The 21157-nt window shown below is 71.1% G+C and carries 17 protein-coding genes; 6 read left to right on the top strand and 11 right to left on the bottom strand.

Annotated features, from left to right (window positions below; translation table 11 throughout):
* The first annotated feature begins 298 nt into the window (after window positions 1-298).
* Window positions 299-571: a hypothetical protein gene (locus DN069_RS07890; protein ID WP_133259853.1), complete on the top strand. Its 273-nt coding sequence runs from the start codon at window positions 299-301 to the stop codon at window positions 569-571.
* Window positions 572-702: 131 nt separating this feature from the next.
* Complete coding sequence (locus DN069_RS07885; protein ID WP_243638989.1) at window positions 703-1266, top strand: DUF6529 family protein; 564 nt, start codon at window positions 703-705, stop codon at window positions 1264-1266.
* Window positions 1267-1401: 135 nt separating this feature from the next.
* Here the strand turns inward: DN069_RS07885 and DN069_RS07880 are convergent, their stop codons facing one another.
* The 3 genes from DN069_RS07880 to DN069_RS07870 form a co-directional block, all read right to left on the bottom strand.
* A complete protein-coding gene (locus DN069_RS07880; protein ID WP_111500129.1) occupies window positions 1402-2064 on the bottom strand; it encodes a hypothetical protein in 663 nt (220 codons plus the stop codon).
* 47 nt (window positions 2065-2111) lie between these two features.
* On the bottom strand, window positions 2112-2411 hold the full coding sequence (locus tag DN069_RS07875; RefSeq protein WP_111500128.1) for an RNase A-like domain-containing protein: 300 nt from the start codon (window positions 2409-2411) through the stop codon (window positions 2112-2114).
* A gap of 82 nt (window positions 2412-2493) precedes the next feature.
* The gene (locus DN069_RS07870; protein ID WP_165845415.1) at window positions 2494-3753 is read right to left on the bottom strand and encodes a hypothetical protein; all 1260 of its coding nucleotides are present in this window, start codon (window positions 3751-3753) and stop codon (window positions 2494-2496) included.
* A gap of 526 nt (window positions 3754-4279) precedes the next feature.
* Between DN069_RS07870 and DN069_RS07865 the strand changes: the two genes are divergently transcribed.
* The 3 genes from DN069_RS07865 to DN069_RS07855 all read left to right on the top strand — a co-directional run bounded on the left by DN069_RS07865 (window position 4280) and on the right by DN069_RS07855 (window position 8741).
* Window positions 4280-5377 (top strand): NucA/NucB deoxyribonuclease domain-containing protein, encoded by a 1098-nt coding sequence (locus DN069_RS07865; protein ID WP_111500126.1) that lies wholly within the window; start codon window positions 4280-4282, stop codon window positions 5375-5377.
* Window positions 5378-5450: 73 nt separating this feature from the next.
* Complete coding sequence (locus DN069_RS07860; RefSeq protein WP_111500125.1) at window positions 5451-5900, top strand: hypothetical protein; 450 nt, start codon at window positions 5451-5453, stop codon at window positions 5898-5900.
* Window positions 5901-6557: 657 nt separating this feature from the next.
* Window positions 6558-8741, top strand: coding sequence for a serine/threonine-protein kinase (locus DN069_RS07855; RefSeq protein WP_111500124.1), 2184 nt, complete (start codon window positions 6558-6560; stop codon window positions 8739-8741).
* A 138-nt stretch (window positions 8742-8879) separates the two neighbouring features.
* Here DN069_RS07855 and DN069_RS42570 read toward each other — a convergent pair whose 3' ends face one another.
* Window positions 8880-9278, bottom strand: coding sequence for a hypothetical protein (locus DN069_RS42570; RefSeq protein ID WP_165845414.1), 399 nt, complete (start codon window positions 9276-9278; stop codon window positions 8880-8882).
* 530 nt (window positions 9279-9808) lie between these two features.
* Between DN069_RS42570 and DN069_RS41385 the strand changes: the two genes are divergently transcribed.
* Window positions 9809-10747: a helix-turn-helix transcriptional regulator gene (locus DN069_RS41385; RefSeq protein ID WP_243638988.1), complete on the top strand. Its 939-nt coding sequence runs from the start codon at window positions 9809-9811 to the stop codon at window positions 10745-10747.
* Window positions 10748-10765: 18 nt separating this feature from the next.
* Here DN069_RS41385 and DN069_RS39915 read toward each other — a convergent pair whose 3' ends face one another.
* The 7 genes from DN069_RS39915 to DN069_RS07810 form a co-directional block, all read right to left on the bottom strand.
* Entirely contained in the window at window positions 10766-11755 is a 990-nt protein-coding gene (locus DN069_RS39915) for a thiopeptide-type bacteriocin biosynthesis protein (RefSeq protein ID WP_165845413.1), read from the bottom strand.
* A gap of 11 nt (window positions 11756-11766) precedes the next feature.
* Window positions 11767-13332, bottom strand: coding sequence for a hypothetical protein (locus DN069_RS39910; RefSeq protein WP_165845412.1), 1566 nt, complete (start codon window positions 13330-13332; stop codon window positions 11767-11769).
* 26 nt (window positions 13333-13358) lie between these two features.
* Complete coding sequence (locus DN069_RS07830; RefSeq protein ID WP_111500123.1) at window positions 13359-15350, bottom strand: TOMM precursor leader peptide-binding protein; 1992 nt, start codon at window positions 15348-15350, stop codon at window positions 13359-13361.
* A complete protein-coding gene (locus DN069_RS07825) occupies window positions 15347-17179 on the bottom strand; it encodes a serine/threonine-protein kinase (RefSeq protein ID WP_111500122.1) in 1833 nt (610 codons plus the stop codon). The genes DN069_RS07830 and DN069_RS07825 overlap by 4 nt, the downstream gene beginning before the upstream one ends.
* Window positions 17176-19848, bottom strand: coding sequence for a lantibiotic dehydratase (locus tag DN069_RS07820; protein ID WP_111500121.1), 2673 nt, complete (start codon window positions 19846-19848; stop codon window positions 17176-17178). The genes DN069_RS07825 and DN069_RS07820 overlap by 4 nt, the downstream gene beginning before the upstream one ends.
* 199 nt (window positions 19849-20047) lie before the next feature.
* On the bottom strand, window positions 20048-20242 hold the full coding sequence (locus DN069_RS07815; protein ID WP_111500120.1) for a hypothetical protein: 195 nt from the start codon (window positions 20240-20242) through the stop codon (window positions 20048-20050).
* Between the two features lie 406 nt (window positions 20243-20648).
* A complete protein-coding gene (locus DN069_RS07810) occupies window positions 20649-21086 on the bottom strand; it encodes a hypothetical protein (RefSeq protein ID WP_133259851.1) in 438 nt (145 codons plus the stop codon).
* Window positions 21087-21157: the final 71 nt, after the last annotated feature.

The following is a 21157-nucleotide window of genomic DNA, read 5'->3' as shown; positions in this document are numbered from 1 at the left end:
GGCGCCCGACTGTCGTAACGGGGAAGCGTGTGCTCCCTCGTTGGCGGTGTGTCAGGAGCGGGCCGCAGGGAGGCGGGAGTGGTGTAGCGGCTTGTGGCGCCACGCGTTCGCGACCGCGAAGCCACTGCCGTCGGGTACCGCTGCTCGGCCGTCGAATGTGTTTCGCCGAGGGCGGCCCAGGCCGAGGCCGCACCGGTGTGCGTGTCGTATGTCGGGCCGACCGTGCGCGTGCTGTGATGGAACGCGACCGTGTGTGACGAGACGGCGAGGTGGCCGTCCCCTTGAGTGAGGTGGGCGCGTGAGACTCCGAATCCGCTGCAGGTCGCTGGTGGCGCCGATGCTGGCCGCCGGACTGGCCATCTCGCCCCGCGAGGACGCGCTCACCGTGAACGCCGGCGATGGTGACATCGTCGAGACCACGCCGCAGGGTGACCAGATCGCCTGGCGTCAACTGGACGCCAGCGGCACCCCGCCCGGCGCGGGCGCCCTCTTCGGCCTGGCCGTGGGCCTGAACCAGAACGCCGTCTACTTCGTGGACGACGCCACCAACCAGCTCGACAAGCTCCACTAACCGGACCGCCATCAACGCCGCGACCCGCGCGGCACTCGGTGCGGACCGCTGACCTGGGCAGACATCCGTAAGGGGGCTGTCGGTCGACCGGTCCGCCCCCTCGCACCGGCTCTTTGGACGGAGGATGGGCCGTGGACGCGGATGCGCACCGACGCAGGACGGGCATCGTGGTGGGCTCGGCTTCGGCCCTGGCCCTTGCTGTGGCGCTGGCGCTGTTCCTGGTCGGCCGCAACATCACACCCGACTACGCCACCGGCCTCTTCGGGCAGCATCTGACCGACGCGGTGCGGCTCAAGGCCAGACTGGCCACGGCCATCCTCGGGCTGGCGATGGTCCAGCTGCTCCTGGCGCTGTGGATGTACCGGCGGCTTCCGCGCGTCAGGACCGTACCGAAGGCCGTTCCACGCGCACACCGGCTGATCGGCGCCCTCGTGTTCCTCGGCACGATCCCCATCACCGTCCACTGCATTCAGACCTATGGTGTCGAACTCACTCCCGTGCGAGCGGCCGTCCATTCCCTCTCCGCCTGCTTCTTCTACGGCGCGTTCGCGGCCAAGGTGGTATTCGTTCGCTCCCGGCTGGGGGTCGGATGGCTTCTACCGCTCGCCGGCGGTCTCCTGGTGGTTGCGGTCGTCGTCATCTGGTACACGAGCGCACTGTGGTTCTTCAACGACTTCCAGATGCCCGGGTTCTGAGGCAGGGCGGACTGTGCGCCTGCCGAGAATGTCATCCACGCAGTTCAGGGCCTTGCAGGCGGTTGCGGCAAGATGATCACCCGTCGTGTTGCTGCGCCTTGCCTACCTGCCCCCTGATTGGTCAGGCCGTGCCGCTCAGGCTGCTTCGAGATAGGCGACCACCCGACGGAGCCACACATGCGGATCCGGGGCGAGTTCGACGTCGCGGCCGAGAGCCCCTAGGGCGAGCTCGAGAGCGGTCCGGTCCAATCGCAGAGCCAGGAGTTCGTGGAGTTCTCCGACAGCGCGGGCGCGGATCGCGTCCGGTGCGCCGACGAGCCAGTGGGACAGCGTCCGGGCCTCGGCCTCCACGGGCGGCAGGTCGGGGTACTCCAGCGGGAAGTCCTCGCCGAACCCGCCCCCGAACAGCTGGAAGAGCTGGGGGAAGCGGCGCCGCCAGCCCCAGGCGGTGGCCGGGATCCCGCCGAGCGGGCCGGAGCCCGAGTCCGACTCGATCAGTTCGGCGACGGTGGCCAGCCAGGCGCGGCGGTCGAGCACGGGCGGCCAGGCGAGCCCCGTCGGGCCGGACAGGCCGAACCCGTCCTCGTCCAGCAGTCGCCGCAGTTGCACGGCAGTGACGCTCGGACCGGCCGGGTCGACCAGGCGCAGCACGCCGAGGTACTCGGCCAGCGCGGCGCTCGGCGCACCCGGCGCATCGTCAGCGGGCAGGCCCACGTAGGCCTCCAGCAGATCGCCCACGGCGGCGTGACGTCCCTGCCAGCGCGTGGGTGACAGGTCCCGGGGCGGACCCTCGGTCATGGCTGTGGCCGCCTTCCCATCCTGGTGCCGGTCGGCTGCATGGCGGCTCAGTCCTCGGTTGGGTAGGCGGAACGGACCACGAACCCATTGGCAGCGTCGGCGGCTCGTTCGAGCACGACGCGAACCGCCGAGACGTCGAAGGGGCCGCCTCCCGCCAGGGCTGTCGCACTCGGGAGCAGACGACCGGTGACCTCGCCGGGGAACGCGGCTGTGACGACCAGTCGGTTCCCCGGCCCGCCGGCCAACCACAGCGCGATCCTGTCGTGGTTGCGGTCCACCACCCGCTGGACATACCCCTGTGCTGCGGACCGGCTGCTGAACGTGGACGCGCGGAGCACCACGGTCATCGGGAACCTCGCGTTCCGTCGGAGCCCGTCCGGGCGTGCCACATCACTTCGGCGGCCGCGGATCGAAGCCAGGCGTGCCAGGTCAGATCATCCCACCAGGGGTGTCCCGGCTCCTTGTCGCGCGCCTCCTGGCCAAGCAGGCCGAGGGCCCGGTCGGTGGCCTCGTCCCCGGCGAAGAGCAGGCCGAAAGCCGCAAGCTCACCCGAGAGCGCGGCGCGAACCGACCGGAGCCGCCACGGGCCTCGACGTCGGCCTCGACGTAGGCCTCGGCCACCAGGGCCGGAAGGAGCTCAGGGTTCTGGGACTCCCGGTACTCGCCGAGATCCCCGTGAGCGAGCCCGTCGCGGTAGAGCGCGAGAAGCCGGCCGAGCTCGGGAAAGAGCTCGCGCAGCTCCCAGCCGCTCAGCGGCAGACGGTCCGGCCCCGGGCCCGGACCGGCGTACCGCAGACAGTCGACGAGGCCGGGCAGCAGGGCCGCCGTCTCCTCGACTGCTTCGCGTGGTCCGAGTCCGTAGTCCGTCATCAGCTCCGGTCGCCGACGCAAGGCCCAGGCCAGGTCGGCTCCCTGGAGTCCGGTCGCCCAGGGCATCACCGCGCGCAGGGAGCGTCGGATGCGCTGATGTCCGGCCTCCAGGTCCTTTGGCGTCAGGCCGGTCGTGCGGTCGAGAGCGGCCAGCAGGTGCAGGGCCCCGGCGTGACGGCGATCTCCAACGGGCGCCGCGCGGCGCCCGGCACCGTCCGCGACCTCGGCGGGTGCGCCGACCGCCCCGATCTGGCGGAGCCGGTACTGGGCCTGGGCCAGCACCGCGGGCCAGCCCAAGGACGGAACCTCGGCCGACGGCCAGTCGCGCCGAGGCAGCAGACCCCACCGGTCGAGCGCCACCAGCTCCGTCAACTGCCCTACACAGTCCGCGAGTGCAAGTCGTCGTCCGGCGATGTCCGTCGGGTCCGCCGGGTCGAAAGCGGAGAGGACCGCGCCCTCGGTGGCGTACAACTCGTCGGCCGTGCCCACGGGTGAGACGTCCGTGACGAGCCCCTCGTGTAGGGCGAGCACCCAGACGTCGCACAGGTCGGACGCCTCGGCGTAGAGCCGGCGCACGGTGGCGCTGTCGAGGGGGCGCTGCGCCTGACCGCAGCGCGAAATCAAGCGATCGAGCTGCTCCGCGAGCACGGCCGCAGGGGCGCCCAACAACTCCCGCACCCGGGCGATCACGCGCTCGCGCGGCGCCCCGGACGACGTCGTCGGTGCCGTCAGCTCCGCACGGAACACCCGCAACGGCTCCGGTGGCAGGGCCAGCCGGGTCGCCGCCAGGAACTCGACGAGCGTGTCCAGTGGCTCCATCCGCGCCGCCGCCGTCCTGACGCGCGGGTGCGCAAACCACTCCAACTCCTGCTGGAGCAGATCTGCCTGCCAACGATCCGCCGCCACTCCGAGAGCCGCGAGGAATGCGGAACGCAGGGCCGTGTCGGCAGTCCCCGCCTCACTGTCTTCCACGCGTCTCTCTGTTCCTAGCTTCCGTTCCGGGTCGGGAAGGCTGTGTAGACGTAGAACGGCGGGTTCAGGTCCTTGTTGTCCTTCAGCACGGCCCGGACGCCGTTGCCGTCGACCACCTGGTGTGTCCCATTCTGGTCGACGACCACGCGGCTGGTGCCGGCCGATCCCGGGGGCAGCGTTTCGTTGATGGTGAAGTGGCCTACGTCGTCCGGTGGCGAGCGGCACGTTCTCGCCAAGCAGCACGAATCACGCCACTCTCCATGGTTCCTGTGGATACGAACAGCAACTCGTGACTATGTTCGATCACCTGGTCCCGCAGCGGCGCGCAGGGGGTGCGTCAGCGAATCGGACCAGCTAGGAGCCTGAGTCAGCAGTGAAAGCCGCTAGCAAGCTCACCACCGTCCTGGCCTCTCTCGCCGTCGTCGCCGGCGGCGCAGCCACCGTGGCCGCCGCACCGGCCCAGGGGCAGACGATCACCACCCACGTCGCCACCCGGCAGATCGACATCGCCAGCGTCGCGAGGGCACACGCGCAGGTCGTCGGGGCACCGGCCGGATTCTGCGTCGTCCCGAAGACCCTCACCAACACGGTCAACCGCACCATGGACTGCGCCATCGAAGACGTGACGGTCGTCGCGCTGCGCAACGGCGTCCCCGAGGGAACCGCGAAGTTCTCCGTCTACCACGAGACGCACCTGAATCTGGCGGGCGTCAAGTGGAGCGAGAAGGTCACGGTCGGCCCTGCCGCCATCGTCGGCGCGGCCGGCGGGATCGAGACCACATTCATCCCTGCGTGCTTCTCCTCGTGCCACGTCAGCGCCAGCGGGGCGCTCGCACGGCCGTTCGTCCTGGGCCGTAGCAGTCACACGGGCACACTGAACTACTACTTCACCGTCAGCAAGGGTCTGGCCCGCGAGAGCGCCTCCCGCTACGAGATGAACTACCTCAAGCCCGGCTACACGCCTGGCATGACGGTGGCCAAGAGCGCCACTTACCGCTGTGACGACGAGGACCTGCAGTACGGTGCGGGCTGCGTCTACCCGCAGCGAATCGCTGTGGACGCTGACTTCAACGCCCTGTCGCCTATGGCAGCCCTCAAGGGAATCGGCGACAACATTCGCAAGGTGCAGCGTGCGGGCCTCCACGTCGGCAAGCCGGGGGGCATTCTGCTGACCCGTGCCACCGCGGCCCAGCAGACGAAGAACCGGGATGACGTGTGCGGCAAGGCCAAGCCGAAGCCGGGTGACATCTGGTGGACGGTTATCCCCGGTAACACCAACACCACGCCGAGCTGCGATGAGTACCCCTTCGCGGACGTCATGGAGGGTGGACTCACCTACGGGCCGCCGAACCGTGCCATCAAGTGGGTTCCGCTCGGTGAGAACCGCGCCCAGGGCGGCATCCTGCGGACCTTCTTCGGCCGCTACCACATCCTGCCCGGTGACAAGTTCTTCGAGAACGTCGGTGCTTGATCTAGTCTCAACGGGCCCCCTACCGTGCTCCGACGGCAGGGGGCCTGCCCGTGTCTGAAAGGACTCCCCGCCCATGACCGACCAGGTTCCCGTCGACGAGTACAGCGGCATGGCCAAGCTGACGTATGCCCTGTATTACCTTGGCGTGGGGGACCCCAAGGGCGTCGAACTGCCTTCCGATGACGGTGGTCGATGGGTGACCGTCACCCCCGGTGGCGGCTGCGTCACCGTCGTCGCGGGAACCGAGTGGGACTCCATCAAGATCAGCTTCCTGGTCTACGAAGCCGAACCCGAGCCGCTCGCGGGGGAGTGGACCCACGTGGAAGAGTTCTCCTGCACCGCCACGGACCGCCCTGCGGCCTTCACCAGCGGCACTTCCAACGAGTGCATGTTCGCGCCGCCGCTGCCCCCGGACCACTTGTTCAACAGGCCTGGAGAGGAAGCTCCCTACCGGTGGAGGGCACGCCTGTTGGTCGCGAATTTCGAGGTGGAGGAACACGTCCTCCAGTTCTGGCCCGCGTAGGGCTCTTCGCTTGTGAGGGGCCCGGCTCCAGGTCGGGCCCCTCACAAGCTGGCTGACGCAACCTGGCTGACCTGCGTTCCTCGCTCCGGACCCCGCCGTCCTGGGCGGATGCTGGCCAGTGCGTCAGCCTGGCACTGTGGGACCCGCCTGCCCGCCGGCGGACACAGGCACTACAACCACGACCGCTCCTACCGTCGCTATCTGGCCCCGTACCTCGGCGAACACGCCGGCACGACCGACTCGGCGGACATTTCCACGAGTACCACCACGCCGCTTGACCTGGCCGGACGGAGTTTTCGGTACCCACAGAGTGCTGGGGAGGAGGGGTTCGTCGGGAGACGGGCTGGCGCGGAGGAATCAGCACGAGGCGATCGGGCAGTCGGTCGGCTGCAGTGGCGGGGGCACATGCGAGACGGAACGCAGGAGCAAGCGCTGTCCAAGTTCGGAGAAGAGAGCCAAACGGCACACGGGTTTCGCCGTGCATCAGATCCGAAACAGAATCAGGGCCCCTATGGCATTGCCCCTTGACCGCTGGAAGGCTGCAACGGTCCGGAGCCAGGCGGAGCGGTTCCTCAACTACCCCTCCGCAACGGGAACGCCGGGTCGGCCCGTGCTCGGGCAGTGACAGCAGTTGCGGCGCACGTAGGAGTACACACGTTGGACCCGGATCCGACCCTCCCCGACAACGTCGGGCCCTTTCAGATCGAGCGCCGACTGGGGGAGGGCGGGATGGGAGTCGTGTACCTGGGCGCAAATCCGGCGGGCCGGCTCGCTGCCGTCAAGGTGATCAAGGCCGAGCTCGCCGGAGAGGCGGGCTTCCGGAAGCGCTTCGCCCGGGAGGTTGCGGCGGCGAAGGCCGTCAGCGGCGCCTACACGGCGGCGGTGCTCGACTTCGACACGCATGGGCCGCTGCCATGGCTCGCCACGGAGTTCGTCGACGCGCCCACGTTAGACCGCCAGGTGCGCACGGACGGGCCGCTGGACGCTGACCAGGTATGGCTGCTGGCCTACGGGCTGGCCGATGCCCTGCGGAACATCCACCAGGCCAGCATCGCCCATCGGGATTTGAAGCCCGCTAACGTGCTGATGGCCCAGGCCGCGCCCAAGGTGATCGATTTCGGCATCTCGCGGCTGCCAGACCTGGAATCGTTGACGACGACCGGGCACTTCATGGGGACCCCCAGGTACATGGCGCCCGAGCAGTGGATGGCACCCGGTGAGGTCGGGCCGGCCGCAGACGTGTTCGCCCTCGGTGCGGTGCTGGTGTTCGCCTCCACCGGGCACGGGCCTTTCGACTCCGACCACGACGTCGTGATGGGCTACAACGCGGTTTACCAGCCGCCCAACCTCAGTGGGGTCCCGGACTCACTGGCCCCGATCGTCAGCATGTGCCTGAGCAAGGACCCCAGCGACCGGCCCTCCCCGGACCGGATCCTCCAACTCCTGGGCAGGCGCGGCGAACGACGCCGACTCCCCCTCAACACACGACAAGCCCCTGCCATGGCTGGGCGCAGGAAGCTGTCCGGGCGCCATCTGGCTGTCGCTCTCGCCGGCGCCCTGCTGCTGGCCGGCTCCGGTACGTGGATCTGGGCCCAAAGCGGCCATGCCCACGGCATCGGAAAGGCATCCAGCTCCACCGCATCACCATCCCTCCCGCTTCTGGAACCGGCCGCGGCGCTGCGGCCGCGCGGCTGGGCACTCTGGTCGGCTCCTGCGACGGGAAACGGCGTGGGCGAGATGGCGACGACGCCGCGGTGCGTGGTGTACCACGGTGGGCTCGACTGCCTGTCGGATACAGAGTTCCAGCGTCTTGACCTGGCGAGCGGGAAAGTCCTGCGCACTGTTCAAGCGGACCCGCCCCGTTCATCATCGTCGTCGAGGTTCCTGATCGGTTTCGCCCCTGCGACGGGGGTCGTCCTGTACGCATCCCACGGCTGCGTCGATTCGATCTCCGGTGGCCGACATATGACCCGGCGGGGCCCAGCCACCGTCTACGCGTACGACGCGGCCTCGGGGGCGCTGATTTGGACCCAGCCTCACATGGTCGACGACTGCAGCCCCATAACGGTGCTTCCGCCGAGCAGTCTGCACACGATCACCGTCGACGACGACGGCATCCTGGTCGCGCTCGACCCGAGCAACGGCGCCATCGAATGGCAGCAAGTCCCAGAGACCGGCTATCAGCCCGCCACAGCCACCTCGACTGCAGTCCTCCTCATACCGAACTGGAAGATCCCGGTCAGCACAGTCCGTGGGCTGTCGCCCAATACCGGAAAGACCCTGTGGCAGGCGAAGGTCCCAACCGGAACCGCTCTGTTCGCCGTCGACGACCAAACCGGTGCCTCGGACTCGATCCCATTGCTGATATCCACGTATCCCCGTGGCGACGCCACCGTGGACGGTCTCCAATTTTCCGGGATCGACTACTTCAAAACCACCAACGCTACGGTGACCAGCGTGAAGTTCCAGCAGCCGCTGATGGGCACGGTCATCGCCACCCCCACCCTCGTCGTCGCTCAGCGCCCTGACGGGCAGATCACGGCGGTACGCACTACCGACGGCAAGATCAGGTGGACTCGGTCCCTGTCCGCGGCCCCCGGCGATGGGACCGGACCTGTCTACGCCGACGGACGCATCTACGTGCCCACCTCCACTGGACAGGTCACCTGTCTGGACGCGGCCACGGGAACACCCTTGTGGATCAGCGCGATCCGCAACGACACCTCACAAGCCGTGGCCGAGACTGCTGCCTGGCTCAGCGTCAGCGATGGCCACGTCGTCTCCGAGACCAACACGGGAAGCGTCTACACCCTCATGCCACCCGTCGTCCATCTGCCCTGACCCTGCTGCCCTGCCCTCGACCTGTCGCCGCGGCAGGCCGGAACGGCCCGTGCTCCTCTCTCTCCTGGAGCCGCTCGATGACGCATAGACCTGAGGGTTGCCAGGTCGAGCCGCTGCGGAGGACGGCCCGACCGGGTTTCAGTGTGTGCCGGTCATGGTGGTGGTGACGGTGCGGGCGATGGCGGTGACCGCCTGAGCGGGCTCCGCCAGTTCGAGGAGTGTGGCTCCGGGCGGTGGGAGTGTGGCTCCGGGCGGTGGGGTGGTGTCGTGGTGGAAGGTGATCCACTGGTATTCGCGTGCCCCGGGATGAAATCGATCATGGAGCTGTGGGTGCCGAATACTGCGTCCATACAGGTCAGGGCGGTCCTGTGCTCGGACTTTTCCGATCGGGCATGATCGCGTCTCGTGTTCATGCGCTTCGCCTACTTCGCCGTCTCTCACGCCTTCGCGGCCATGCGCCTGCTTCCGATGGGAGACCGCGAGAAGGATGTCGAGATCCTGGCGCTGCGTCACCAGCTCACGGTCCTGCAGCGGCAACTCGGCAGCGAGCGTCCAAGGTTCCGGCCAGAGGACCGGGCGTTCCTGGCAGCGTTGCTGTCAGGGATGCCGCGGCAGGCTCTGCGTCGGATTCGGCTCCTGGTCGGCCCGGACACGGTCCTGCGCTGGCACCGCGACCTGATCAAACGCCGGCACGCTCGCGCGAGAGATCCACGCGGTGTGCGGCGCGGGCTGGCTGGCGTGCTCGCCCTGACAGCGTGCGCGGTGCTGTCGGGGGCGACGTCGCTACTGGCGGTCGGCGAGTGGATCGCACCGAGATTGCGGCCTTCCTGCGTGGCTGGGAGCTGGTGCCCCCGGGGCTCGTCCCGGCGCCCGACTGGCACCCATACCCAGGCTCCGATCCCCAGCCTGCCGCCCGGCAACACCGGCTGCCGCGGTGGCCCGCAAACCCGGACCGTAGTCCGAGCGGCGGTCACCTCGAACTGGCCGTCCAGTACTCGCTCGAGGCGCACTCCGGCGAGCAGGTCGAGCATTGACCGGCCTGAATGACGCCCTGTCGAGGAGGAAGCGTGTCCGCTGTGCCCAGTGTCCTCGTCCCGGATTCCGTGCCGTCGATGCCTGCCGACGTCGCACGGGTGGACATCTCGGAGCTGCTGCGGATGACCGGCTACGGCGACGGCGCTGTCGAGGACGGAGATCTCCTGCCGAGGGTGAGTGAACTGCTGGCCGGGCTGTCCGAACAGGTGGAGCGGTGGCAGACCGAGCTGGCGCAGGTCCGGACACTGGTGACGACGCTGACCGATCAAGGCGGCCGGTCCGGTCGCCTTACGGACGACCCGCAACCGGACGACGCGCCCCCGGAGGTGCTGTCCGAGGAGGAGGCCGTTCAACTCGTGGTGGATGCCGTGGCCGGGGGAGCCCGGCGGATGTCGCACGTCCGCTCGTTCCACTCGCCGTTCCTGGACCGCCTGAAGGCCCGGGACGCAGAATGTGCGGACCCCCGGCTCTCGGTGCGGGAACTGATCAGCGGCCCGGCCGGGACGCGCGTCGCGGAGGCAGGGCAGGACCGGCGTCTCGTCAGGACGACCTGGACCAGACTGGGCGAAGTCCTCGTCATCGACGACGCCGTGGCCCTGATCCCCTCGTCGGGAGGGGGAGACCTGCAGGTCAGCGTGGTCCGGCAGCCTGCCGTGGTGCGGCAGTTGGCGCAGTTCGTCCAGGCCGCCTGGATTCAGGCGGCCTGCCCCCAGGAGCCGGTGTCCCTGCCGGACGGCACCGAGATCGAGCACCGGATCGTCCAGTTGCTCGCCGAGGGGGCCAAGGACGAGACCGTGGCCCGCCGCCTGGGTATCTCGCTGCGCACCTGCCGACGCCACATAGCCGAGATCCTGACGCAGTTGGGTGCGTCGAGCCGCTTCCAGGCCGGGGTCAGGGCGGCGGCGCCGGGAACCGTCGCCGCCGGGCCGGGCTCGTACAGGCCGGGCCGAGGTGCCGAGCGGGCGCACTGAACCAGGCCTGAGGCCCCTTCAGTCGAGCAGGTCCAGCAGCAGTTCGGCGATGCGGGCCTCCTGCCCGGGACCCGCCCCCAGCCGGTTGGCCGTCATGTGGAGGTGCGAGCCGAAAACGCCCATGGCGCGGGCGGAGCCGAACTCCTCGGTCCAGGTCCGCAGGGCGGCGTGCAGCGGATCGGTCCACGGCGCCCAGCGCGGGTCGCCGGCGCGCATCGCGCCGCGAAGCCGGGGGGCCATCGTTCCGAGCGCGGCGACCTGCGTCCGGGCGAGCGCGGCACGCCGGCGGTGGATGTCGCCGGAACTGCCGCACGGATCGGCGCCGTCGGCCGGGCCTTGCGCGGGTGGGGCCCAGTTCAGCCAGGAATCGCGCTGCGCCGCCAGGAAGCGGCGTCGGCTCCCGCCGGGTCCCTCGCCGTCGAGAACCGAGCACGCAGCGGCGAAGGCCTCCAGTCCCGAGCCCAGTGCGTGAGGCGTGCCCTGTCTGGCCAGGCAGGCGCGCAGGGCCACGCGGCTGGAGCAGTGGAAGAGGTGTTCGGTGAGCGCGATGAGGTGACGGCCGCCGTACCGCTGGTACTCCGGCTCGTAGACGGCCCGCCGGACCCCCGGCGCGAGCAGGTCCCCGATCGGGAGCGGGGTCTCCTGCTCGCCCGCGGTCGCGAGCCGCTGCACGGCCAGGGCATAGCTGTCCTGGTCGAGCCGCTGCGTCGGCGGTACGGCGGCGTCGAGGGCGCGCAGACGGTCGACCAGCACCGACTCGACCCGGTCACTCTCGCCGGGCGACAGCGCGCGTACGCGCAGACGCAGATGCGGGCCGCCCTGCCAGTACCGCACGAAGAACCACGGCCGGCCGTCGGGTTCGAGCAGGCACAGCTGGTCGGCCAGTGCCCCCACCACATCGGTCACGACGGCGTCCAGGGCGCCCGGGGCGAACGTGGCCACGTGCAGGTGCCAGCTCTGCCAGCCCTGCCCGCTCGGCAGGCCCTGCCGGCTCTGTGGGTCCGGCATCTTCCGAGCTGTCATATCCGCAGGTCCAACATCGGTTCGGCGAACCGCGAACGGCCGCAGATGACGGTGAACACCGGAAGCGTCTCCCGCGGCAGGTCCATGGTCCGCTGCAGCCAGAGTTCGTCGACGGAGCGGGCCGGGCGGGCGAACAGGCCGTGCGCGGCGGCGGCGATCGCCAAACCGTGCGTCGCCCAGCCGCACCACAGCTGAAGCAGTGACCAGCCGGCCGGCCCGAACTCCTGGAGAATCCCGTCGAGGTCGGCGGAGAAGACCCACATCGCGTTCGCATGGCGCAACCCGCAGTCCACATCGGGCCCAAGGGGATAGCTGAAGGCGTCCTGAAGCGACTGCATCAGCCCGGGGTCCGGCTGCTCGGACTCGATCCGCCCCTCCACCACCCCGTAGCGGCCGGTGGGCAGCCCGGCCAGGCGCTGGAGCGCGACGCTGATCCGCACCTTGCGACCCACCTCGGCGAGCAGCGGCTCCGGCGCGGGCTCCCCGAACCATGCCAGCATGTCCGCGAGAACCTCCCCGCCGAGCACCGTGGGCCGGGCGGAGAATCCCATGACCGTTGCGGGAGACCGGCCGGCGGAGCGGTTCCACAGTGTCTGCGCCCAGCTGGGCCGCGCCGCGACGGCGTCTGGTGCGGGCAGGTCCGGCAGGGACGGCACGCCGCGTACCGGCTCGGCCGTGGCGCAGGTCAGCGAAGCCAGGGGCGCGGTCACCTCCACGGCTTCCAGGACCGAGGCGTGGCCGGACTGCTGAGCCAGCAGCGCGGCCTCCGCCTCGTACTGCGCCGGACCGTCCTGCGCCTCGGCGGCGCCGGCCGGGCCCGGCAGGAGGCGGCTGGACGGAAGCGGGCCGACACCCTCCAGGGTCAGCACCAGGGGCGGGGACCAGGTCCCAGGACCGCTGCCCGCCAGCAGGCGGCCGGCCGCGGAGGTCACCGTGCCGTCCGACCGCAGCCGGACCGGGACGCCCAGCAGATGCGCGGCGACGTGCAGCGCCCGCAGGTTGATGCCCAGTTCCAGCAGGCTCAGGGCGCACCGTAGTCGGCCGTACGGCTGGGGCAGGTCGGTGAAGCGGGCGGCCAGGAGCACGGTGAGGTCGCCGGGCGCGGGCAGGAGGCCGGCGGCATCGCCCGGGGTGACCGCGGTGTGGGGGAGATCGACCAGCGCGTGCCGGTAGAGGTCCAGGTAGGAGAACGACCCTTCAGGAGCCAGCACGAAGACGTGCACGGGGAACTTGCTGCGGACGGAGGCGACCGAGCGGTGGTCGTTGAACTGGTGGGAGGGTTCCCGCCGCTGCAGTCCGACGGCGGCGACCAGCAGGTGACCCAGTACGTCCTCGGGCGGCAGCGCCGAGACGGCATCCCGGGTGAGCGGCCGCGGGTACCGGGCCCGGTCGAGCAAATGGTGGGTGCCCGACGGGAGCGGCCGCCCCAGTGGGCTGCGCGCCCCGGCCGGCGGCAGGATCGCCGTGGAAGGCGCGGAGTCGTCGGTCCCCGGTTGCTCGGTCAGACGGACCCGCAAGGCTCCCTGCCGGTAGGCGAACAGTCGGACGTCGGTCGTCGTCATCGGTGACGCTGCCTTTCCGAGGGCGCTCATGGGAAGGGGTGGGGGTCGAGCGGGAGGTCCGCGTCACCCGGCGGAGCTCCGTGGGCGTCCGCGATCGCGTTCGTCAGCCGCGGCAGTCCGGACAGCCGCTGCCGTGCCTGCCCGAAGCACATCGGCAGGATGCCGGGCACCACGGCTTTGACGACGGACAGGCCGGCGGCGGTGTGCTCGGGCGTGGACTGGTCCACCACCACGATGCGGTCCAGACCGGCCTGCCGGAACAGTCCTTCGACGAAGCGCAGCGCCTGCGTCAGGTCCCCCTGGGCGGCCCTGGTGAAGACTCCCGGCCAGCCGGGGAACGCCTCGGCCAGGCTCGTTGTCGGTCCACCCAGCAGGGCTTGCACGCGGGGAAGCAGTTCCGGGTACGCGTACCGCTTGTGGTGGTCGGACATCTCCTGGACGAGCCAGGGATCGTTCACGAGCGGCCGGGCCGCCTCGACGTCCCAGTCCGCCCCCGCGCCGACCATCTGGGACAGCTCCCACAAGCCGGCCCTGACGGCCCCCATCGGATCGGCCCCGGAACCGGCGGCACTGAGGGTGGCGGGCATCCGGCCGTCCTCGCGCAACGCCAGCGCCCAGACCACCGGGATCGAGAGATCCGCAGTGGCGGCCAGCAGGTGCACCTGGTAACCCTGGTCCTTGACCTGCCGGAGCAGCAGCAGACACTCCCGGTCGGTGATGTCCCCGGCCGCGATCCGCGGCAGCGGCAGGCGGCGGTGCCAGGAGAGCAGGAAGGCGTCCCGCTCGGCCAGTTCCAGCAGGGAGTGCAGCGTGGCCTCCTCGTAGCTGCCGCCGAGTGCGCAGCCGCTGGAGGTGTCATGGAAGAAGTGCCTCCCGCCTGCCTGTTCGGGCGCGTCCGGGTCGTCGGGGTACTGGTACTGGTAGAAGCCCAGCTCGGCCGGTACGAGCAGCGGCCGGCCGTCGTCCAGCCGGTGGCCCCACACCCAGTCCATCGGGGTGTCCTCGTCGAAGGGCCGCAGTCGGGCCTGCGGCGAGTCCAACTGCCGCGCGGTGTAGTGTCCCAGCCCGTCCAGCGGGAGCGCGCGGTCTCCCAACTGCCGTGCTGTGGCGCCCGACACGACCGGCGCGACGTGCGGAAAGCCGCCGTTGCGCTCGAAAGCCTCCAGGCAGCTCACGGCATCGGCGTGCCGGAAGGTCGACCCGCGGCCGTGGCCCGCGAACCTCGCCCCGAGCAGGCGGGTCTCGGTCATCGCCATGCCGACCCGCACGGCGCGCTGCATGGCGAGCACCGGTCCGAACCGAGGATCGGCCAGCGCGTCGCGCATCTTTTCGGGATCCAGCTGGAAGGGCGGCTCGCCCCGGTCGGGCACCGGGGAGGCGGTGGGCCGGGCGCGAAGCGTGCGGGAGCTCGGCGGCTCGGCCGGATCGCCGCGCCGCGGGCCCGGGCTGTCGGTGCACACCGTGCAGCGGATGCTCGGCGCCACCCGGTACAGGCGCAGGACGCCGGTGGGGGTGAGCGAGAGCAATTCGCCCGAGGCGAGCAAGGGCCGGCTCTGGTCGGTCAGTTCGGCGAGGAGCTGCCCGAGGACCGGTGTGAGGACCGGCGAGGTGGGCCGCGGCGCCAGCTGCGCGGCCGCTGCGTCCACCGCCACGGCGGCCGGATGCCGCTCCGGGTGGTGGTGGTGCGGGCCGTGAGCGCTCCCCGCCGGCTCGCGGTCGGCGTCCCTGGCCTGCGCGCAGCCGGCGCAGCCCGACGTGCCGTCAGGGGTCCACAGCGGCCCGATCAGGATCTCCGCCGGGGTCGCGCGGACGGAGAGCAGGGATCTGCCCTGCGCGCGGGCGAGGCCGAATACCTCCCGCTCCCAGCGCACGTCATAGCCTGCGGCAACGGCGATCAGCGGTGCGTCCGCTCGTCCGTCCCACGGCTTGTGCCAGGGCAGGGCCAGCAGGCCGTCCGGCGCGTCGGGGCCGGGCAGCACCCGGGACGCGGCGGGGCGGCCGTCGGTCGGCGCGCTCATCTGAGTCCCACCCAACCGCAGGTCAGCGGCAGCTCGCCGAGCGCCTCGTCGCGCACGAGTTGCCGGGCGCCCGGGCGCAGTCCCATGTCCTTTGCCCGCGCCAGGAGTTGACGCAGGCAGTCATGGATGCGGTGTTCCGGGACGACCTCCAGCGCCCAGGTGCCGACCGGGTCCGGAGGAAGGACTGGTGCCTGCGGTGCGGTGGGACCGGCCGCCCGGTACTGCGCGCGGGCGGTGGCGGCGAGCAGGGCCGCGTACGCGGCGGAGGCGCGGCTCGGTCCCCACTGGGTGTCCAGCACCTCGCCGGTGAGCTCATCCGTCGCGCTGACCAGCTGCCAGTCCAGCCCCGAGACCGTGTGCAGTCGCAGCGCGGCGGGGACACCGAAGAAGTCCCGCAGCACGCTCCACTGCGAGCGGACCACGATGCTGCCGAGGTCTTCCCAGGCCAGGGACGTGCCACCCGAGGGTGCCAGTTCGTCCTGGCCGGCCCGGCGCAGCAGCCCGTCCGCCAGCCAGCGGGCCGGGGTGAGCCCGGCAGCGGGGAGCCACCCGGCGTCGGATTCGTCCGTCCGTTCCTGGGCGGCGCGGTGGCGCAGTACCGACAGTCCGGCCGTCACGCCGGCGGCGGCGCGGTTCGTGCCCCACCCCAGGAAGTGCGGGCCCGCGGCCGACTCGGCGGTGACCAGGTTGACGGGCAGTTGCGGCAGATCGAGATCCCGGCCCCAGCGGGCGAGACCGGTCCACCGGGCGGTGACTGCGGCGTCGAGGTGGAACTGCGCCGGGCCGGTGGACTCCGAGTCGCCTCCGGCGTCGCCGGTCGGGTGCGCGCCGACCGGGCCGCCGCCGTCGGTTCCGGGCGCGGTGTCGGCGCGATCGGCTGTCGCGAGCGCCGCCACGAGGACCTCGGTCGGGCCCACCGCGCGCCAGGACGGCCCCGGCCCGGCGTCCGGGACCGGAACGACCTCGGTCTGCACCGCATGGCCGTGCACCACCCACGCGGTATGCCGACCGTGGTCGGTGCCGGAGAGCCGCTCCAGCACGACCTGGGCGGCCAGGGCGCCGGCCAGCACCGCGCTCAGCGGGCGCGGCGCCGCGGACTGTGTCCCGGCCTCCTGCCAGGCGGCGGCTCGGGCCTGAACGGCCTGGAAGGCCCGTAGTTCCTCCGGGTTCGTGCACACCGGCCCGACCACGGCGAGCGCCGCCCCGGCGACGACCGGCACCACGGGCGTGCCCGAAGCCAGCAGCGCGGCGGTGGCGGACAGATCCAACGGGCTGTCGTGGTCGTCGACCAGCACGACCACCGTCGCCGTCTCCGCCGCTACCGCTACCGATGTCGCCGTCGCGGAGCGGTCCGGGGCGAGGGGAAGTCGAAGCTCCGTCGTCTCACCCGTGCCGTTCGCGGCCAGTCCGCGCCGCGCGGCCTGCGCCGCCGCTCCGTCACCGGCCACCGCCACCCGGGCGGCGCGCACCGCGGCGAAGGCCCGGTACGGCTCGGCGCAGTTGGTCTCCAGATAGCAGAGCAGTTCGGCATGGCGCGCGGCGGTCTCCCGGTCCGGCAGCGGGCCCTCCACCGCGTCCAGGTCGATCAGCACGTCCTGGGCGACCAGTACGCGCACGACATGCTCGAGGACCGGCCGGGCCCGCTCGTCCCCGGCCGCCGCCACCATCTCGTCCAGGCTCGTACCGCCCAGCAGGGCGTCGAGCTGGGAGTCGACGACCAAGTGGAGCGCGGGCGGACCGGACAGGACGAACGTGTGCTCGCCCCGGGCCCAGTAGACCCCTTGCGGGACCGGGGCGCAGTGCGCGTCCGGACGCAGTTTGACCCTCATGGTTTCCTCAGCTGGAATCGGGCCCCTGCGGGGCGGTCGAGCTCGATGACCCACTCGATGGCGTGCTGCCCCTGGCGGACCCCCGGCAGGGCCTCTTCCAGGTAGTTGCCGGGGGGGCGGCGGTCCAGGAACCGGGGCAGCGTCCGCACGGCCAGCGCGCTGGCCAGGTCCACGTACTGCGGCTTCTCCGGATGCCGATGCGCCGGATAGGCGCCGGTCGTGATGGCACGCGTGATCACGGCGGCGTCGTAGCCGGTCTTGATCACGACTTCGTCCGGGACGCCGTTCGCCGCCCGCCAGGCCGTGAGGTCGACCAGATGCCTCGCCGGCCCGTCGGGCCCGGGAGCGGACGGGAAGTCGGCCCCGGGGTACCAGCGGCGGCGCTGGAGCACCACATGACCCACCGTCAGCCGGGGGACGGCACAGGTGCGGTCCGCCGCGGGGGCCTGTCCCCAACCGAAGGACTCGATGTTCACCCGGCCCACGTCGGACAGCCAGGTGGCCAGTCGCAGCGGGGCCGGGTGCAGCTCAGGCCAGCCCATTCCCAGCGAGACCGGACGCACCCGCTCGCCGTCCGCGTCCAGCAGCACCAGCTCGTCCTGGACCGGATCGTGCGCCAGCCGGACCCCGAGCCAGTCCTCGGGGGTGACGGCGCGCTCCAGCAGCGGGATCCGGTGGTTGATGTTGGCTCCGTGCAGCCCGCGGTCCTCCCGCACGTCGGCCCCGTCCGCCGAGAAGAGGGCGGTCGCACGGCGCGCGACCGACTTCGCTGCCCGGCCGCCCAGATCGCGGTCCGCGCCGAGGAAACGCATACCGAGCTGGCCGTGGCCGGGGTAGCAGCCGTTGAGCACCAGCCGCCCTCCGACCGGCTGGACCACGAGTGCGTACGAGGCCGCCGACCGCCGGAACCTCTCGGGCAACGCGGACACCAACTCGGCCAGCAGCCCGGGATCCAGCGCCAACTCCTCGGCCTGCGCCCGCTCGGTCCGATGGCGGGCGATCTGCTCGGCGAGCGTGCGCACTGCAGTCGTCCGCAGCCTCAGCAACGCGGTCAGCGAACCGTCACGCGGGCCGAAGCCCTGGGCGAGGTCATGGGCAGCGGGATCATCGACCACCGCCGGATCGCCGATTGCCGGGCCACCGACCGTCGGGTCGCCGATCCGGGCCTCGCGACCAAGGACGCCGGCCACCAGGCCAGCGGCGTGGTCGACCAAGGAGACCGAGGCACCTTGACCGAAACGCTCCACGAACAGGCCGCACGCCATCGCCCGGTACTCGTGATGACGGTCGAAGAGCGCGGCGAACTCGGCGGTACGGGCGAGGCCGTCGAGGGCCTGCCGGTAGCCGGCGGCCGAGACCTCGAACGGGTCGATCACGTAGTCCTCGTTGACCCGCAGCCGAGGACCCGGTTGCGCACCGAGCGCGTCCAGCCGCTGCTGCGCCGACTCCAGCCGCTTCAACAAGGCCACCCGCTCGTGCACTGTCGCCGTGGCGAGTCGGCCGAGCGCACCGGACACCTGGGCCAGCTCCGCGGCCGCGACCGGGGCGTGCTCACGCAGGAGCTCCGTGGCTACCGGCAACGGGTCCGGGCTCTGCTCGTCCAACACCGGCCCAGGGACCAGGATCTGGACGGCGCACGCGGCGCGGACCATGCGTTCGGTCTGCTGCACGGTGCCCGCAAGACGGTCCGCCAGCGCCCGGCTCAGCTCCGCGACGGCGACCGGCCCCAGCGCGGTGAGGTCCAGCAGGGTCCGCAACTGATCGGTGAGCGCGGTGGAGACCACCCGGATCTGCGATCCGTCGCGCTGGTGGAAGCGCACGGTGTCCTGCGTGGTGCGAAGCATCGGGTTCTGCATCACCGTCACCAACACGCCGCCCCCACGGGTGACGCCCTCACCTGGCCCGACGCCCTCTCCCGGCGCGCCGCCTTCGCCCGCTGCGACGGCTCCCGACATCAGGCCACCGACCAGTTGGGAGAACAGCGCCCGGTCCACCGAGGGGACCGAGTGCGTCCGGCGGCGCCGGAAGACGACCCGGTCGAGCGCGACGCCCTGCTCGGACCAGGACGCGAAACCGATCGCCGTGAGCCGGGACAGCGGTGAGGTGCGCACCATGGCCCGGGCCAGATGCTGAAGAATGCCCCGTTCGGACCTTCGGTCCTGCTTGGAGGGGCGGCCGGCGGAGCGTGCGTAGCGGCGCACCGCCTCCAGAACCTGGGGAGAGGTGAGCGCCAGCGACAACTGGAACGGCTCAGCTCCGACGGCCTCGGCCAGCGCGGCCCGTTCCTCGGCCAGATGGGTCTCGTACCCCGTGGTCAGCACGCTGCGCGCGAGGGCGCTGCGTTGCCAGGCCGCCAGCCACGCGGTGGTCGTGGCGGGCCAGGCGCGGGCGTGGGCCGACGCTCTGGGGGCGCGGCTGTTGTACACGGCCCGCTTCAGCTCCAGGATGTGTTGAAGATCCCGGCCGGTGGCCGACGCGGCGAGGTCGAACAGCTCGGCGCAGGCGGCGTCGGCCAGTGAGGCGCACAGCCGCTCCGCCTCTACCAGGACGCCGATCGCCGCGGTCAGTTCCGGGGTGCCGAGGCGGCGGCCCGGCAGCGGATTGATGCGCAGCACAGCCGTGTCCGCCAGGCCGACCAGGCCCGCTACCGAACCCGCGGTTCCGGGCATCGGCCCGGCGCCGCGGGTGGGCGGGTGGTCTGTCGGGAGAGTGGCCTGACCTGGTCCAAGTCGACTCATGGTGACTCCAGGTGGAACGCGGTGCCCCGCCTCCAGTGAGCCGGGCCCCGCAGGGGCCAACCCGGCGTTGCCGGGCAAGAAAGCGACGCCGGCCTCAGGGCCGTGGGCGTCGAGGATCAGTCGGAGTCGGTCACTGACTGCAGCAGCAGGAGACGGACGACGAGCAGGAGCAGCACATCTCGCCCACGAAGTCCATGCTCGGCTTGCCCATCAGGTCGTCGACGCCGTCGGCGAAAAACCCCGTCGGGGAAGGCTGCTTCGACACCGTGTCGGCGTCCAGCACGGCCAGCTCGGTCAGGTCGAAAACAGCGAAATCCACGCTCATGGCACACCAGTCCTCTACTCGAGTGTCGTTCAGGGACTGCCGCGCGGTCCGGGCCGCACGGTCCGGAGCACGACTCCTCCGGAGAACACCCGGTGGAGCCCCCGGAAGTACGGCGAACTGACGGCAGGAAGCTCCGGAGCCCGGAGTGGTCAACATCCTCCGGTCGGCGTTCCCGCAGAACAAGGGATCCAGGTGGCACCAAGCTGCAAAGGGCTCACGGGTGCCCCACGCTTTGGCGATGGCAGGTTGCTGCAGCCCGGGATCACGACCCGCGCCCGCGGCGGCTGACCGCACCTCGGTCCCCGGTCGACAAGGCTTGGGGGCTTTAGTCTCGGCATTTCATGACTTGGGCAGCCGGATCGCTGTTCCGCATGACCAAGACGCCTGTGATCTGCGCTTTGAGGAGTTACTCAGGGGCGGTTCTGGGGGGTCGGTCGGCACCTGCCGGGTGCTGCCTGGAGCCCCAGTCGTCGGACTCGCGCGCCTGTCGGGCTTCCTCGCGCCACGACTCGAAGGCCGCTGGCTGCTCGATGCCGAGGCCGGCGTGCAGCGCGGGCTTGATCTGGCCGGTCAGCGGGTTGACGAGGAAGTCGGCCATTCCGAGCGGGTAGTCGTGCCAGCCGTGGGTGCGGGAGTGGACAGCTATGGTCCATCGGTCCGGATCGCTGTCCGTGCAGCGCCAGTAGAAGTCGTCGGCGTAGTCCGTCGCACCCCATAACAGTAGGCCGTCGGCCGGCGGGTAGGTGCGTTCGTAGAGCAGGTGATGGACGAAGGGGTAGTCACTGGGCGGTGGGGTGACGATGGTCAGTGTCTCGTTGATCGTGCCCATCCCGTAGGCAGCCACGTAGTCCCGGTAGTCACCAGGAAGAGCCCGAGCCCTGAGCTCCCAAATAGACCGGGACCCGTGCGGTGAGC

Source organism: Streptacidiphilus pinicola (genome assembly GCF_003258295.1).
Taxonomy (GTDB): Bacteria; Actinomycetota; Actinomycetes; order Streptomycetales; family Streptomycetaceae; genus Streptacidiphilus; species Streptacidiphilus pinicola.
The sequence above is the reverse complement of the archived record's forward strand: the minus strand, read 5'-3'. Positions and strand labels throughout refer to the sequence as shown.